The sequence below is a fragment of the Paenibacillus sp. YAF4_2 genome, assembly GCF_052113225.1.
Classification (GTDB): Bacteria; Bacillota; Bacilli; order Paenibacillales; family Paenibacillaceae; genus Pristimantibacillus.
Genome location: NZ_JBFRCT010000006.1, coordinates 1 through 14537, shown reverse-complemented (window position 1 = coordinate 14537; position 14537 = coordinate 1). Strand labels below are relative to the sequence as shown.

Annotated in this window: 15 protein-coding genes, 16 tRNA genes, 1 rRNA gene and 1 pseudogene; 2 read left to right on the top strand and 31 right to left on the bottom strand. The window is 46.1% G+C overall.

Features of this window, described 5'->3' with window-relative positions:
• Nucleotides 1–31 precede the first annotated feature (31 nt).
• From AB4Y93_RS15330 to AB4Y93_RS15320, 3 genes are all read right to left on the bottom strand, one after another.
• Nucleotides 32–655, bottom strand: coding sequence for a cyclase family protein (locus tag AB4Y93_RS15330; RefSeq protein WP_441893365.1), 624 nt, complete (start codon nt 653–655; stop codon nt 32–34).
• Between the two features lie 30 nt (nt 656–685).
• A complete protein-coding gene (zwf, locus tag AB4Y93_RS15325; protein ID WP_441893363.1) occupies nt 686–2230 on the bottom strand; it encodes a glucose-6-phosphate dehydrogenase in 1545 nt (514 codons plus the stop codon).
• A gap of 123 nt (nt 2231–2353) precedes the next feature.
• The gene (locus tag AB4Y93_RS15320; RefSeq protein WP_441893361.1) at nt 2354–3103 is read right to left on the bottom strand and encodes a YwmB family TATA-box binding protein; all 750 of its coding nucleotides are present in this window, start codon (nt 3101–3103) and stop codon (nt 2354–2356) included.
• A gap of 115 nt (nt 3104–3218) precedes the next feature.
• On the opposite strand from AB4Y93_RS15320, the gene AB4Y93_RS15315 reads away from it, so the two are divergent.
• Together AB4Y93_RS15315 and AB4Y93_RS15310 are read left to right on the top strand one after the other, a co-directional pair.
• Complete coding sequence (locus AB4Y93_RS15315; protein WP_441893359.1) at nt 3219–3602, top strand: hypothetical protein; 384 nt, start codon at nt 3219–3221, stop codon at nt 3600–3602.
• 81 nt (nt 3603–3683) lie between these two features.
• Complete coding sequence (locus AB4Y93_RS15310) at nt 3684–4349, top strand: hypothetical protein (RefSeq protein WP_441893357.1); 666 nt, start codon at nt 3684–3686, stop codon at nt 4347–4349.
• Between the two features lie 74 nt (nt 4350–4423).
• Here the strand turns inward: AB4Y93_RS15310 and AB4Y93_RS15305 are convergent, their stop codons facing one another.
• The 28 genes and pseudogenes from AB4Y93_RS15305 to AB4Y93_RS15170 all read right to left on the bottom strand — a co-directional run.
• A complete protein-coding gene (locus AB4Y93_RS15305; protein WP_441893355.1) occupies nt 4424–5092 on the bottom strand; it encodes a response regulator in 669 nt (222 codons plus the stop codon).
• Between the two features lie 25 nt (nt 5093–5117).
• The gene (locus AB4Y93_RS15300) at nt 5118–6125 is read right to left on the bottom strand and encodes a sensor histidine kinase (RefSeq protein ID WP_441893353.1); all 1008 of its coding nucleotides are present in this window, start codon (nt 6123–6125) and stop codon (nt 5118–5120) included.
• Nucleotides 6126–6213: 88 nt separating this feature from the next.
• A complete protein-coding gene (locus tag AB4Y93_RS15295) occupies nt 6214–6909 on the bottom strand; it encodes a PspA/IM30 family protein (protein ID WP_441893351.1) in 696 nt (231 codons plus the stop codon).
• Between the two features lie 2 nt (nt 6910–6911).
• On the bottom strand, nt 6912–7388 hold the full coding sequence (locus tag AB4Y93_RS15290) for a PspC domain-containing protein (RefSeq protein WP_441893349.1): 477 nt from the start codon (nt 7386–7388) through the stop codon (nt 6912–6914).
• Nucleotides 7376–8062 carry a PspA/IM30 family protein gene (locus tag AB4Y93_RS15285; protein WP_441893347.1) on the bottom strand — a complete coding sequence of 229 codons (687 nt, stop codon included), beginning with the start codon at nt 8060–8062 and terminating at the stop codon, nt 7376–7378. The genes AB4Y93_RS15290 and AB4Y93_RS15285 overlap by 13 nt, the downstream gene beginning before the upstream one ends.
• A 23-nt stretch (nt 8063–8085) precedes the next feature.
• On the bottom strand, nt 8086–8385 hold the full coding sequence (locus AB4Y93_RS15280; RefSeq protein WP_167281750.1) for a LiaF transmembrane domain-containing protein: 300 nt from the start codon (nt 8383–8385) through the stop codon (nt 8086–8088).
• Nucleotides 8386–8773: 388 nt separating this feature from the next.
• Nucleotides 8774–9621, bottom strand: a pseudogene (locus tag AB4Y93_RS15275) (GerAB/ArcD/ProY family transporter).
• Nucleotides 9622–9690: 69 nt separating this feature from the next.
• Nucleotides 9691–9924, bottom strand: a complete 234-nt coding sequence (locus AB4Y93_RS15270; RefSeq protein WP_441893345.1) for a hypothetical protein — start codon at nt 9922–9924, stop codon at nt 9691–9693.
• Between the two features lie 2 nt (nt 9925–9926).
• On the bottom strand, nt 9927–10865 hold the full coding sequence (locus AB4Y93_RS15265; RefSeq protein WP_441893343.1) for a Ger(x)C family spore germination protein: 939 nt from the start codon (nt 10863–10865) through the stop codon (nt 9927–9929).
• Entirely contained in the window at nt 10790–11128 is a 339-nt protein-coding gene (locus tag AB4Y93_RS15260; protein WP_441893341.1) for a Ger(x)C family spore germination protein, read from the bottom strand. Before AB4Y93_RS15260 ends, AB4Y93_RS15265 begins: the two co-directional genes overlap by 76 nt.
• 11 nt (nt 11129–11139) lie before the next feature.
• A complete protein-coding gene (locus tag AB4Y93_RS15255) occupies nt 11140–12606 on the bottom strand; it encodes a spore germination protein (protein WP_441893339.1) in 1467 nt (488 codons plus the stop codon).
• 160 nt (nt 12607–12766) lie between these two features.
• Nucleotides 12767–12848, bottom strand: a tRNA-Leu gene (locus tag AB4Y93_RS15250).
• 12 nt (nt 12849–12860) lie between these two features.
• Nucleotides 12861–12937, bottom strand: a tRNA-Arg gene (locus tag AB4Y93_RS15245).
• A gap of 18 nt (nt 12938–12955) precedes the next feature.
• A tRNA-Cys gene (locus tag AB4Y93_RS15240) sits at nt 12956–13029 on the bottom strand.
• A 14-nt stretch (nt 13030–13043) separates the two neighbouring features.
• Nucleotides 13044–13118, bottom strand: a tRNA-Gly gene (locus AB4Y93_RS15235).
• A gap of 5 nt (nt 13119–13123) precedes the next feature.
• A tRNA-Gln gene (locus tag AB4Y93_RS15230) sits at nt 13124–13199 on the bottom strand.
• Between the two features lie 33 nt (nt 13200–13232).
• Nucleotides 13233–13308, bottom strand: a tRNA-His gene (locus tag AB4Y93_RS15225).
• A gap of 24 nt (nt 13309–13332) precedes the next feature.
• A tRNA-Trp gene (locus AB4Y93_RS15220) sits at nt 13333–13406 on the bottom strand.
• Between the two features lie 3 nt (nt 13407–13409).
• Nucleotides 13410–13493, bottom strand: a tRNA-Tyr gene (locus AB4Y93_RS15215).
• Nucleotides 13494–13501: 8 nt separating this feature from the next.
• Nucleotides 13502–13577: transfer RNA gene (locus AB4Y93_RS15210), tRNA-Thr, on the bottom strand.
• A 27-nt stretch (nt 13578–13604) separates the two neighbouring features.
• Nucleotides 13605–13680, bottom strand: a tRNA-Phe gene (locus tag AB4Y93_RS15205).
• Nucleotides 13681–13695: 15 nt separating this feature from the next.
• Nucleotides 13696–13772, bottom strand: a tRNA-Asp gene (locus tag AB4Y93_RS15200).
• Nucleotides 13773–13808: 36 nt separating this feature from the next.
• A tRNA-Met gene (locus tag AB4Y93_RS15195) sits at nt 13809–13885 on the bottom strand.
• Nucleotides 13886–13901: 16 nt separating this feature from the next.
• Nucleotides 13902–13977, bottom strand: a tRNA-Val gene (locus AB4Y93_RS15190).
• An 80-nt stretch (nt 13978–14057) separates the two neighbouring features.
• A tRNA-Glu gene (locus tag AB4Y93_RS15185) sits at nt 14058–14132 on the bottom strand.
• A gap of 43 nt (nt 14133–14175) precedes the next feature.
• Nucleotides 14176–14266 (bottom strand) — tRNA-Ser (locus AB4Y93_RS15180).
• A gap of 4 nt (nt 14267–14270) precedes the next feature.
• Nucleotides 14271–14346 (bottom strand) — tRNA-Asn (locus AB4Y93_RS15175).
• Between the two features lie 84 nt (nt 14347–14430).
• Nucleotides 14431–14537: ribosomal RNA gene (locus AB4Y93_RS15170) — 23S ribosomal RNA — on the bottom strand; the annotation flags it as partial.

Genomic DNA, 14537 nt, shown 5'->3' with positions numbered 1-14537 from the left:
TCCCTTCATGGCGTCGCGATGCAACGCCCCTTTATCCATTCCCGATAAGCAGTGCGCGCGCCGGCGCTGCTTCAATACCGGTCAATTTCAAAGGTGCGATCACCATGAAATAAGTGCCCGGTGGCACTTCCTTCAGGCGAAGACCTTCTACAATAATAACATTGTTGCGGAATAACGTCCGATGTGTAGGATACGCTTCTTGAGATCGTTCAATTCCAAGACCGTCCGTTCCTATTCCTCGCACCCCAACCTCAACCAAATACCGAGCGCCGTCTTCCCGTAAAAATACAAAATCAGATTCGAACGTATTCGAATAGGAATTTTTTGTTTTTACAAGGATCCATTCGCCCTTCTGCAATCCGTGCTTCTCGAGATCTTCTCTTGTGATACTGTCTACCACATGGGTAAGATCAAGAACGCGGGCATTACCAACCAGCTCTTCAAGACCAATCGTCTCAATAGTTGCGCCATCCTCCAGCATATGCAGAGGCGCATCGACATGGGTGCCGCAATGGACATCCATATCGATGCGCGATTCATTAACGCCGTCTGGAGAGGTAGGTTGGGAGTTCATTTGAGGCTGCTTGCTTTCAGAGTTTCCCCATACTTGCATGCCCTCTTCGATTGTCATCGAAATATCATAAACCTTAAACATAAAGGTAAATCCCTCCGTGAGCGGTGTACTTTATTTGCCGCTATTTGAAACCCAAATGACATTGTCTTCTTCTTGCCCGTTAACCGGCCACCATTTGAAGCCATCTTGTGCAAGCAATTGATCAGCTTTTTCAGGACCCCAAGATCCAGCTGGATAATGCTGCAGATCATTCGAATCTTCACGCCATGCAGCTGCAATACGGTCAACAAACTCCCATGCTTGAGCTACTTCATCCCAACGTGTAAAGTAAGTCGAATCGCCGCGGACCGCATCATGGATCAGGCGCTCATAAGCCTCCGGCGTGTTGATGCCGATTTGGCAGCTTTGGCAGAACTCCATGTTTACCGGCTGTACAGAATTATCTTCGCCCGGTGTTTTAGCATTTACTTTAATATAGATGCCTTCCATCGGGTTAACGCGGATAACAAGCAGGTTCGGCTGCAGGTCATGACGTTGAGCAAATAGTACATTTTGCGGCATCGATTTGAACTCGATAACAACTTCAGTTGTTTTAACCGGCAGGCGTTTGCCTGTACGGATATAGAACGGTACGCCCGCCCAGCGGAAGTTATCAACAGCCAGCTTTGCTGCAAAATAAGTTTCCGTTGTCGAGTTCTCGCCTACGGAGTCCTCTTGGCGGTAGCCAGGAAGGTCCTTCCCTTTATGGGAGCCTTCGCTGTATTGACCACGCACAACGTTGCTGCGAACGACGTCGCTCGAGCTGTATGGACGAAGGGAACGAAGTACTTTTACCTTCTCATCGCGAATATCTTCGCCATGCAGACGGCTAGGCGGCTCCATTGCAATCATCGTAAGCATTTGCAGCATATGGTTTTGGCCCATGTCGCGAAGAGCGCCGGATTTATCATAATAACCACCGCGTTCTTCTACACCAACCGTTTCCGACAATGTAACTTGCACGTTAGCGATATGGTTATTATTCCACAGCGGCTCGAAAAATGCGTTAGCAAAACGGATAACTTGAATGTTCTGAACCATCTCTTTGCCGAGGTAGTGGTCAATACGGTAGATCTCTTCTTCTTTAAATACTTGCGTAATTTGATCGTTAAGCTTTTGAGCCGACTCGAGGTCATAACCAAACGGTTTCTCGATAACAACGCGGTGCCAGCCCTTCGACTCCAGCAGTCCGCCATCACGCAGGCTGAACGATACAGGTCCGAACAGGGATGGAGCAAGTGCCAGGTAGAACAAACGGTTACCCGGAATATTGAATTTGGCATCCAGTTGATCCGACAGAGTAGCCAGACCACGGAACGCTTCTACATTGTTAATATCAAGCGGCATATATTCGAAATGCTCTGCGAAACGGTTCCAGAGCTCAACGTCATCTGCTTTATAACGGCAGAACTCTACGATCGAATCGTAAAGATCAGCGCGGAACTGCTCGTTCGTACGCTCTCTGCGGGCGAGGCCTACAACAGCGAAATTTTCAGACAGTTTTCCTTCTTTATATAGGCTAAAAAGGGCAGGAAACAACTTGCGTTTCGCCAAATCGCCTGTCGCTCCAAAAATATAATAAATAGCGCCTTGCGCATTTGATGATTCAACGTTCATTTCAGTAAGTTCCCTCATTCTTTCCGATAATTTTTTTATTTTTATTTATGTAGTTTAGCATATTAATCCTTAAACTGCTATTCATCCCATCATAAAAAAAACTGATTAGCCTTCAAATTTCTTCTAATCGTTTCCTTGCTGAGACACGGTGTAATCGCCTGTTATAAGTGGAATTCCAATGATCAGGGAAAGCTGCTTTGACTCTGTTTCACGATGCGCTGCGATCTGAAGATTCGCCTTTTTCCCCGCTCCTGCTTCTACGGCTGAGAACAATTTCTCTGAGTAGTATGCCTCACTTATTGTTCCGCTGTTATCCTTATACCGATCGATCCGTTTCCCGCCGGCTGCATGAGCCAGCCGCTCTGCTGCGTTATTATATTCCGTATCGCCCCGGACCGTCATTCCTCCGGAATAAGTTAAACCTGATTCCTTTAAGTCAGCCTCCACCTCGTTAACAATAGCTAACAGCTGCTTCTTTGTTGTCCCTTGCTTCGTTACATAGACGACCATAGCCTGATTTTCTGAGGATAACGGGAATATGGACAGTGTGCCCTGTTCTTGACCTATTTCATCCGCTTTCAGCTTTTGATCTGCCTGCGTCAAAGCCGCTCCATCTCCTTCAAGATCCCATCTGAGCGTCCATTCCGTATTTGCTGCCCCCTTGTTATACAGCTTGTCCGTCCATTGCCAGAGCAAAGCAATATCATGGGTCAGAATACTATCGTTCTTCTGGACACGAATTTGATCCTTGTTCACCGCCGCCCATATAACCCCGGATAATAGCACAACAGCAGCAATAATAACGCCAAACCGTGCTCTGCGTGATGCTGCCTGATCAGCTGTCTTACGAACGAATCGATTTGTTGACATCATGAAGCTCTCCTCTCAACCATTTATTACCGCTAGGTATATAACCATACCTATTCGCCTGTAGGTGAATACACTGGTTGCAAAGCCTACTTCAGTTATAGACAAGGAGGAATGAATCATGGATCAAATCTATCCCTTAGAGGAGGACCTGATCTCGCAATATTGCGGGATGCCTGTTTATGTCGTGATGAAGGATGGATCGAGGCATATCGGTATACTGAGCAAATGCAGCAAAGGGAAGCTGACACTCAATGAGGATCCTAATAAATCAGCTGTTGTTGAATCAGAAGCGGAAGCCGAACCGCCAAAATCTTCGAAAAAGAATAAAAAAAGCGGGAAATCAAAATCACCGTCCAAATCCAGTAAGCCGTCTGAGCAGCCGGTTCAGACGCAATCTTACCCGTTCGATCCTTACTATTATGAACCACGTCCGTACTTTCCGTTCCGTGATGTGATTGCCATTGATTTGGCGCTTATCGCCTTTTTATTTCTTATCTTCTAATAGACATCATTCGCCAGCCTTTGCAGACAAGACGTAATATGCTGGAGATGATCAGCATTATAGATAAAGGAGGCAGCCAAAATGTACATTACACCGTTGTCGTACGCCAAACGCACAGAACGATTATCCATCGTTTCTCCAATTCGATCTTACGGCAGCGCCCCATTCCGTGAAGAGGAGCCGACACGACTGCCTCCTGAACCTGGTTTCTATGACAGCTTCGACTGGAACCTGCCTTATCGTAAAGCTGCTGAAAGTGCGGCAGAGTGGCTGCTGCATAGTAGACAAGCCCAGCTCACCATAAGAACTTCTTCTCGTTTGATCAAACATAATCCTTCTCTGGTTGTCTTGGAAGAGCTGCTGCAGCGCGTAGTCGCTACAATTAACGGACTGCACATCCGTTATAAGGACCTCGAAGCTTATCTAAAACCTGAGCTGTGGTCAGCTATCGAGGAGGCCATGCAGCATTCTGATGCAAAACAGTTTGGTCTAACGAAAGAATCAGAGAACTGGCATATTGATTTTCCAAATTCCTTTCCAGTTGAATCCTCTATTCCATTGTTAATTGGTCCAAGAGGCTGGATGACCGGTCTCCATAAAGCATTGGAAGAGCCGCTGTCAGTCAAGGCGCTGGACTTGCTGCGCGGGGATATCCCACTTCTGCAGCCGTACAGTTGTTATTATAGCTCCATGAAAATATACTGGCCTTTTCCAACAAGCGGTATGTTGTTAAATCGCCTTCTTTAACTTATTTTAGCAAAAAAAGGGGCTCTCCTAAAGATAAACTTCAGGCAGCCCCTCATCGAAATGAATAAATGTCATTACTCTGCAATCCCCTGCTTATGCGCGTAGATCGCTGCTTGCGTACGGTCGTCAACGTCAAGCTTATTGAAAATATTCGTAATGTGAAATTTCACTGTCTTCACACCAATATATAACTCGTCCGCTATCTCCTGATTAGACATACCTTGGGCGACCCGCTTTAATACGTCCATCTCCCGCTCCGTCAAATCATCATGGAGTGCAGCTTGTACAGGCTGCTTCGGTTTGCGAAGTCGATTCATCATCTTAGCTGCAACCTGAGACTCCAGCACGGATTGCCCCCTTGCTGCTGCACGGATGGCATCAGCAATCTCCGTTGCCCTAGCTGTCTTCAGCAAGTAGCTGAATGCCCCGGCTTCAATAACCGGATATAGCTTGCTGTCATCAATAAAACTCGTTAATACTATGACTTTGCACTCAGGATAAAGCTCAAGCAGTTTTTGTGTCGTCTCCACACCATCCATACCGTCCATTACAAGGTCCATGAGTACGATGTCAGGCTTATAGGCCTGTGCCAGCCGAATGCCGTCATAACCGTTGCTGGCTTCTCCTACAACCTCAATGCCTTCCTCCGTATCAAGCACGGCAGCAAGACCGATTCGTACCATTTCATGATCATCCACTAATAAAACTTTAATTTGTTCATTTAGCTGCTCGATCGGTTCCACCTATATTCACCGCTTTCTTTTGCATTCACTTGCCACCTTCGATCGGAACACTAATATCGATAGCTGTTCCTTCCCCTGGCTTAGAAACCATATGTAAATAGCCGCCAAGCTCATTTACACGCTCTTCCATCGTGAGTAATCCATAAGAGGTCTGTTTTTTCGCTTCCAGATCAAATCCAATCCCGCTGTCTTTAATTAACATACGTACTTCATGGCCTTTCCGATGCAAATTAATTTGCATCCGATCAGCCTTGGAATGCCGCAGCGTGTTGGATAAAGCCTCCTGTGCAATCCTGAACAAATGGTCTTCCGCCTCTGGCTTGAGCGTAATCGTATCGTCGACATCCAGATCAATCGTCATGGGAACCTTCTGCTTAAGCTCGTCCACAAGTGCGGTTAGAGCTGCCGCCAGATTCTTGCCATCCAAATGAACAGGCCGTAAATGAAGCAGCAAGGCCCTCATCTCAGATTGGGCAACGGAGGCCATCTCTTCAATCAGTTGAACCTGCCTGCGGGCTCTCTCCCAGTCACGCTCGATCGTACGGCTGACAGCTGTTGCTGTCATGGATATGGCGAATAACTGCTGACTTACGGCATCATGTAGCTCTCTGGCTAGCCGCTGCCGCTCTTCAATGACTGCTGAGAACTTGACCTTCTCCGTCCATATAGCTTCGCTTTCCGTTTGCTCGTTCGCATGATTTCCTTCGGATTCTTCTGCAGAATTCAGCGTTACCCGGTAGCTGCGCCTGCGCTGCTGCTCACTTAAACGCTCTACAGCCTGCTTCAGCTTTGAATTTTGCAGAAAACCGACTACAGCCGCAGCTGCTATTGCTGCACCAATAACGGTGAGCCCTAGAATGGCCCATTTCCCTCTAAAGGTATAGAGCTGTACATAACCGATTGCCTGCAGCACAATGATGACGAGACTGACAATAATAATGAGCCAGAGAATCGTCTCCGTCACATGTTTGCGCCTTGCCTCTTGATTCGGTCTATCCGTATGATGGGGCTCATTTGACTGCCCTTGGGCCACCTAAGTCCACTCCTTTTAAGTACGCACGCATGGAAGAGCAGACCGGCTACCCGGTCCGCTCTTCCGCTTTGTCATGCTGTTAGCTTAATTATTGTTCTACCGGTTTACTCATCTTATTTTTTAACGCCTCAAGCTGTTCATCAACCTTCAGCTTTTTCTCCATATCGATGGCGTTAAATGTACCTGTCGTGCTGCCATTGCCATTGTAAGCATAAGGGGTGCGAAGAACATCCGCTTCAGCTTCAAGCTGCATAATTTTCTCTTCCATACGGTGGAAGCCTCTAGATGCTGTACCACTGTCAATTGAATGGTTCGAGGAAATCTGTGCCATTTGCTTCTGAGCTTTAGCGATTTGAGCACGGGAAGCCAGCTCATTACGCTTATTGCGAAGCTGGTAGAACTCCTCTTTCATACCGTGCAGTTGCTGCATCAGCTCTTCCGCCTGTACTTTTGCTTGAGCGTGAAGCTCTGTGTACTCACCTACTTTTTGTTCGAAGTAAAGCTTCTCCTCCAGCAGCTTGCGGGCGAAATCTTCTTGATCGGCACGAAGCGCTGCTTCTGCTTTGGATTCGCGATCGGAAATAGCGCGAACTGCTTCTTCCAGACGTTGTTTCAGACGGCGTTCGTTCGCCATTTGTTTCGCTACCGTTACTTCTGCTTGATGAATTTCCGATTCCATGTCACGCAAGTATTGATTAAGCATAACAACCGGATCTTCCATTTTATCCAATACCTCGTTTACAGAAGCCTTCGTCATGTCTTTCATTCTTTTAAAAATTCCCATTGTTAAATCTCTCCCTTCTCATGTTTGGCCAATTTGGCACGTAATTCTTCGATTTCTTTACGTAGTGCTTTTTTTTCGAGATCGTCCATCATGCTATCGAATTGCGATGAAGAAGATTGCTGGCTGTTGCTGGACTGTGAATAGCTGTCCCATTGTCCTTGCGGAGGGTTTTTGTATGGACCACCGTAGGATGAATCGTAATTGTTGCCGCCATAGTTATTGCCATTACTGCTGCCATACCCGCCGCCAAATCCAGGTCCAGGTCCGAAACCTCCGTTATAGAAGCCAGGTTCCTTCGGTACGATAAAGCCTGCAATGAGGTAGACCGGAATAGCGAAGCCGCTCGTAAAGATCGTTACAACGATAAGCAGGATACGGATAAGCGTCACGTCTACGTTGATCATTTCCGCTAGTCCACCGCAGAGGCCAAACAGCTTCTTGTCGCGGCGGGATCGGTACAGTTTTTTCAAGACGACCATCCTTCCTTCTCAAGCTTCTTCTTTAATTGCTGCAGCTCGCGGTCAATAATGGATTGCACCTGGTTACCTGCTTCAGTAATGAACTCTTTGCCCATTCTGCGCAGATCATGCAGGCTCTTCGCTTCCATCTCCATATCACCGATACGATCTTCCAGCCTTCTGAACATCGTACCTGGCTGTATGCCGCCCGCCTGGCTACCTTCTGTGAACCTTGCATTCATACGCTGCTGAAGTCTAAGTGACTCCATTCTCGCTGCGTAATACTCGCGTTTGTCATATACCAGTTGGTACTCACTTCGCATTTCGCGAAGCTGATCTTCCAGCTCCATCGTATTTTGCCGACTTTGCTCATACAGATCGCGGTATTGCACGGAACGTTCCTCACTGGTTGCTTTCTCATGAAGCGCCATTCGTGCAAGCTGCTCTTCACCAGCCTTTAGTGCTGTAAGTGCTTGCTGCTCTCGCTTTTCCTTTTGGTGTTCAGCTTGCAGCCATTGCGCTTTCAGATGATTGCTATGTCCTAAGTACTGCTGATGCAGCTTCTCCGCTTGAATAATATCTTCACGTGTTGACCAGAGGAACTGATCAATCAAGCGAACAGGATCTTCTGCTTTCTCTAATCTTTCATTTAAGGTGGCGACCGTTATGTCGCGCACTCGCCGCATAATGCTCATGTATGGCCCTCCCAACTTTTATATTAGAAATTTCGATGATTGTTATTTTTCTTTACCATGGAGATACCGAACAGAATCAGTACAACCGCGATTCCAAGCATAATCAATTTGGACAATGCTGGCAGGAGCATGATAATACCGATAGCACCAACGATTCCACCGATTATTTTTCTATTGCTTCTCCAAGCAACTACCCCAAGTCCAATTAATACAATCGCGAACAGGGTACCGAATAAAAACCCAAGGTGAATCCCAAAGAATTTAAGTACCATGATACCGCCTGCAACAGCAAGCACTAAGCCTAACGCCTTTTTCCCATCCATTGCTTCTTCCACCGCCTCTCCGAATCGCTTCCTTTACGTTACTGTGAAGCGCTTCTTGCTTATGTACCTATTGTAGATCGAATTCACACTTTCTAAAACGGACTACCGACGGTATCTATGCTAGACCTTAGTCGAGTCGCGCTTCCGCCCCAAGGCCAATTAGACAAAAAAAGCGCCGATTCCATCGAGGGAACCCGCGCTAAGTGCTTGCTTTCAACTTGGACCGAATAAGATCAACAAGCAGAAGTAGCAAAGGAATAACAACCATTGAAACCATTGCATAAACCGACCATACCCTCGGCGTAAATTCGATATAGTCTACAATATTTTTGTACACAACAATCGACAGCACCACCAGAATGATTCCAAGTGGCAGCGTCAGCGTGCGCTAATCCTTTAAGCCAAGCGATTGTGCAGTACCTAGAATAGCTGCATAATAGCTGATTGTAATTTTGAAAAAAATCGTAATCAACCATATAACAGCAATGACGGACTCCACCTTTTGCAAAAAATTTGCGACATTGATCTGCTTCGCCAGGGTATAGGTCGGATACATGTTACGTGCAGTAAAATCACTGCCCAAAACTAGAATACACAGGAGAATAGAAACTAACAGAACCATTCCCCCCAGCAGAGACCCCATCATCCAGCTTTGTTTAACCCTGTCCTTACGATTCACATAGGGAACAAGCATCAGGAAGACCATAAGCTCCTGCAGACTAAAAAAATAAAAAGAGGCAAGGAGTACTGGCTTCATGCCCACTCCATAACAGGTTGAATCCGTTCCACATCTATTTCTTTCAGCAGTAAAACGGCGAATAAAAGAAACAGGACTAGGATGACCGGCAGCATAATCTCAGAAGTGCGGCTAAAGGTTTCAAGTCCCTGCCTGACCGCATAGATTACCACAGCTACAATAAGAATGTGAATAACTTCAATAGGCGTCTCCGGCATAATCTCCATCGTCATAAAGTTGCCCACAACGCGGAGCAAGAGAGCCGTTAATATAAAGATATACGACATAAGAAAGAGAGAAACCAGCTTTCCCAGCCATTTTCCTAATATAAGCTCACAATACTCCGCTAGAGTTTTATCCGGGTATCGAGCTGCTAGAGCATAATACAATAATATGGAAAGCAAGCTTATGACAATCCCAATTAATACTGAAATCCAGCCATCCTGCTTAGCAAGACTAACAACCATTGAGGGAACGATTAGGATGGACGTGCCAATCATAAAGAGAAATACCAATATGGTAAATTGGCGTGCACTTATTTTTCCTTTTTCCAGCATGTCCGGCATCCCTCATTTGAATGATTCATAAATCATACTGCCAAGCGGTTTAAACACAGCATTAATACCTGTTATAGGATTCGGCAAATCCACATGCAAGCTTCCGAGTACGGCAGCTGTACAGCCCATTACAATCAGGATTCCGAATACAACTCCATCACGGATTGACCTTCTCTTGATCAGCTTCGGAATCTCATAGGCAATAATAGCTGCGGTGACGATGAGAATACCAATAATGCTCCACATAGTTACTCCCTTTGCTTCTGCTCCATAAATGAGTTATTCAACGTACCTATTTCTCGGATTTGAAGATCTACCTTCACGGTTACAGGAAGGCTTGGAAAAAAAGTCTCCCATTGCTCGGTAACCTTATGCCAATATTTTGGGTACGAACGATGGAACGCATCTCCAAAACCAAAAATATCGACTCCATATGTCTGCTGTACCTTTTTTATCGTCTTCTCCATATTTGTCTGAAGCTGCTCACTGGCAATGGTTTGAAGCTCATTAATCGTATCCAGCTTCGTCAAATCAATCCGACATTTCACTTCCCCGATATTGACCTCTGTTCGAGAAGTCAGCTTAATAGCTGGATTATCACCAGTTAAGCTTGACTTTATCTTCGTTTTAAACCGGATCACCTCAAGAGATAATTTCCCTCCCGATGGACAAGGAATAACAAGAACTGTGCTGTCAATATCATCGTGGATAAACGAATAGTTTCTGCTGTCTTCCTCTGACAGCCATCCAATCAGCTTATCTTTCCTGAAAACTCCAAGCCCTGTGTATACAAGTATTGCAGGTGATGAGATTTCTTCAACATTTTGCTTGCTCTTGCCTACTTCTTGTGGCCCCCTATATCGAATACCGGTCAAAACAGGACTCTTACCTTCGCTGACAATGTCTCTAATAAGCATATCAAGCGTCATGGTAGATGTATGCCCCCAAGCTTTTTGCGAAGCACTTAAAGAATAATACATTTGGTTCGCCGGAATGGCCTCCAGATGAGTGAGAACTTTGAGTGTGCTGGCCGCACTCGTCTTCCTTGCAACGACAATATAAAAGTCTGTACGATGCTCATGATTACGTGAAACATAATCAAGAACATCATTTACTCCCTCTCTTGCCAGATCTTCTTGAATGACAAGAATACGAAGATGGGAATTATAAATTTTCCTGGGTGACACGTTGTAATCTTACGCATCGCCTCGAAGATGGTTTGTCCTTTTGCCTGATACAACGTTACTGGTGTCCTTGCACCAGAGGTTTTATTTGAAGCGACTTCTCCCGGATCTACAACCTGCACAGATACCAGGTACTGATCACCAACCTTATCGAAGCCAAGACCCACCGCGATGGCCAGGTCATTCAGTTCTCTCCGATTCCAACAACCTGTTATAGCCAGAAGTAAAGGCAATAGAAGCAGAACTGCTAATGTTCTCTGTTTCATTATTCCTTCACCTACCGATTTGGGCCCGGAGGCTTGGTTTTGTTACGCGTTATATTCTTCTGGCTAATTAATCGTGGACGTGTTTTCATTACCCAAAACGGTAAACGGAATATCGTATCCCTCTTGCTATCTGCATTATAGGGACCTAATGGAGTCATGTAAGGAATTCCAAACGATCGCAAGCTGCACAAATGCAAAATAAGAGCAAGAATACCGATCACAATTCCGTAAAGTCCAAATGAGGCAGCTAGTCCCATAATGATGAAACGAATCATTCGTATTGAAATCGACATATTGATGGAAGGCACAACAAAACTGGAAATGGCTGTAATCGACACAACGATAACCATCGCTGCTGATACAATCCCCGCCTCAACAGCAGCTTGGCCAATAACGAGTGTCCCTACAATCGAGATGGCTTGTCCTATAGGCCTAGGCATACGAATCCCGGCCTCACGCAGCACCTCGAACGTAATCTCCATCATTAGCGCTTCAATCAAAGCTGGAAAAGGAATCCCCTCTCTCTGAGCCGCTAGACTAATGAGCAAGGGAGTTGGAAGCATTTCCTGATGAAACGTAGTAATCGCAATATATAGCGAAGGTCCGAGCAGCGCGATGAATATGCCGACAAATCGCAGGATCCGCAGCAGCGAACTAATATCCGCACGCTGATAGTAATCCTCCGCCGAATGCAGGAATGAGATAAATAAGGCCGGTACGATAAGAACATGTGGAGTCCCATCCACCAGGATCGCAATCTTCCCTTCCAACAGTTCAGCTGCGATCACATCCGGCCGTTCCGTGTTGTACATCGTAGGAAAAGGAGTATAAATATCGTCTTGAATCAATTCTTCGATATATTGGCTTTCCAAAATGCCATCAATATCGATTTGATCCAGTCTGTCCTTTACTTCCTGCACGATCGAATCTGTTACAATCCCATTGATATACATAATTGAAACATCTGTTTTAGTGACATTCCCGATCTGTCTGTTCTCCAGCCACAGATTGGGGTTTTTGATTTTACGTCTTATTAGCGCCGTATTTATCCGGATCGTCTCTGTAAAAGCTTCTTTAGGTCCACGGATAACCGTTTCTCCAATAGAATCTGCTACTTCTCTTCCCTTAGCCGCATACATACCAATGGAGTAACATAATGACCCACGATTCAACAGCAAAATCGCATGTCCAGAAAATAGATGATGATACAGCATCTCCGTATCATCAACAGTTGTGATATCTCCAGCAGTTATATAGTCTTTTAACCTGTTTGAGATTAAATCAGTTTTATCAACTTCAATCATCAGCGTCTCAAGAATAAAATCTTGAATCGCCTTCGTATCTACTAGTCCATCCGTATAAAACAAAATTGCATCTATGTTTACGCCATCTTTGCCTATCCTAAATTCACGACAAACAACATCCGCGCTTTTTGAAAGCATCTTTTTTATCGCCAGAATATCAAATGGCTGCTTCATGCTGTCTACCGACCTCTTCGCATTTTCAGATACCTTTCAGTATGGTCAAAGAACCTAGTCGATAAACAAAACAAAAAAGTGCTTAAGATCTTAAGCACTTCAATACAAAGCAAAAACGCTGACTGCAAGAATCTGCAATCAGCGTTGTAAATTTAAAGTATGGTGCCGGTGAGAGGACTCGAACCTCCACGGTTTCCCTCACGATTTTGAGTCGCGCGCGTCTGCCATTCCGCCACACCGGCATTTGGTAAATATGGCGTGCCCTAAGAGATTCGAACTCCTGACCTTTTGATTCGTAGTCAAACGCTCTATCCAGCTGAGCTAAGGGCACATCTTTTCGAGATAATTGTGGAGGCGCCACCCAGACTCGAACTGGGGGTAAAGCTTTTGCAGAGCTCTGCCTTACCACTTGGCTATGGCGCCATCCTAAAAACTTTTGGAGCGGAAGACGGGAATCGAACCCGCGACCCTCGCCTTGGCAAGGCGATGCTCTACCGCTGAGCCACTTCCGCATAAATGGCTGGGGATAAAGGATTCGAACCTTTGGAATGACGGAGTCAAAGTCCGTTGCCTTACCACTTGGCTAATCCCCAACACAAACATCTTTTTTGAGCAAAGAGTGAAAATGGGGCGATCGATGGGACTTGAACCCACGAATGCCGGAGCCACAGACCGGTGCGTTAACCCCTTCGCCACGACCGCCATACTCACTACTTTATTCAAATCTGGCAGGGGCAGCAGGAATTGAACCCACACCAAAGGTTTTGGAGACCTTTGTTCTACCTTTAAACTATGCCCCTAAATGGTGGAGGGCGATGGATTCGAACCACCGAACCCGAAGGAGCAGATTTACAGTCTGCCGTGTTTAGCCACTTCACTAGCCCTCCACAAGCTATGGTGCCGGCGATAGGAGTCGAACCCACGACCTACTGATTACAAGTCAGTTGCTCTACCAACTGAGCTACACCGGCATATTAAAATTTTTAACCCATCTAACATGGTGGCTCGGGACGGAATCGAACCGCCGACACGAGGATTTTCAGTCCTCTGCTCTACCAACTGAGCTACCGAGCCTGATGTTTGATGAAATGGCGGAGCTGACGGGATTCGAACCCGCGGTCTCCTGCGTGACAGGCAGGCATGTTAGGCCTCTACACCACAGCTCCACATCGTGTTCTCGGTAAGAACCGAAGATAAAGTTTTGGTTGCGGGGGCAGGATTTGAACCTGCGGCCTTCGGGTTATGAGCCCGACGAGCTACCGAGCTGCTCCACCCCGCGTCATCAAAATATTATATGGTGGAGGCTGAGGGGATCGAACCCCCGACCCTCTGCTTGTAAGGCAGATGCTCTCCCAGCTGAGCTAAGCCTCCATATTCTCTCGAGCGACTTTTATAATATATCATATCGAAGTCTGCTTTGCAAGATTTTTTTAATCTTTTTTTTGTAAAGATGGTGACCCGTAGGGGATTCGAACCCCTGTTACCTCCGTGAAAGGGAGGTGTCTTAACCCCTTGACCAACGGGCCTTGCGATCTGCGAAGTAAGATCTACTCCGTAAGAAAAGTTATATGGCAGAGAGGAAGGGATTCGAACCCTCGAGACCCGGTTAGAGCCTACACGATTTCCAATCGTGCTCCTTCGACCACTCGGACACCTCTCTATATTGGCTCCCCGAACAGGACTCGAACCTGTGACAACTCGATTAACAGTCGAGTGCTCTACCAACTGAGCTATCAGGGAATATAATCAAAGCTTGCGCCTTGAAAACTGGATGCGAAAGTGAAAATTCTTAAGCGATGTTTATGAATGAATCATAAACGTTTTTAGGATAAGCCCTCGACCGATTAGTATTCGTCAGCTCCACACATTGCTGTGCTTCCACCCCGAACCTATCAACCTCGTCGTCTTCAAGGGGTCTTACTAATTACTAA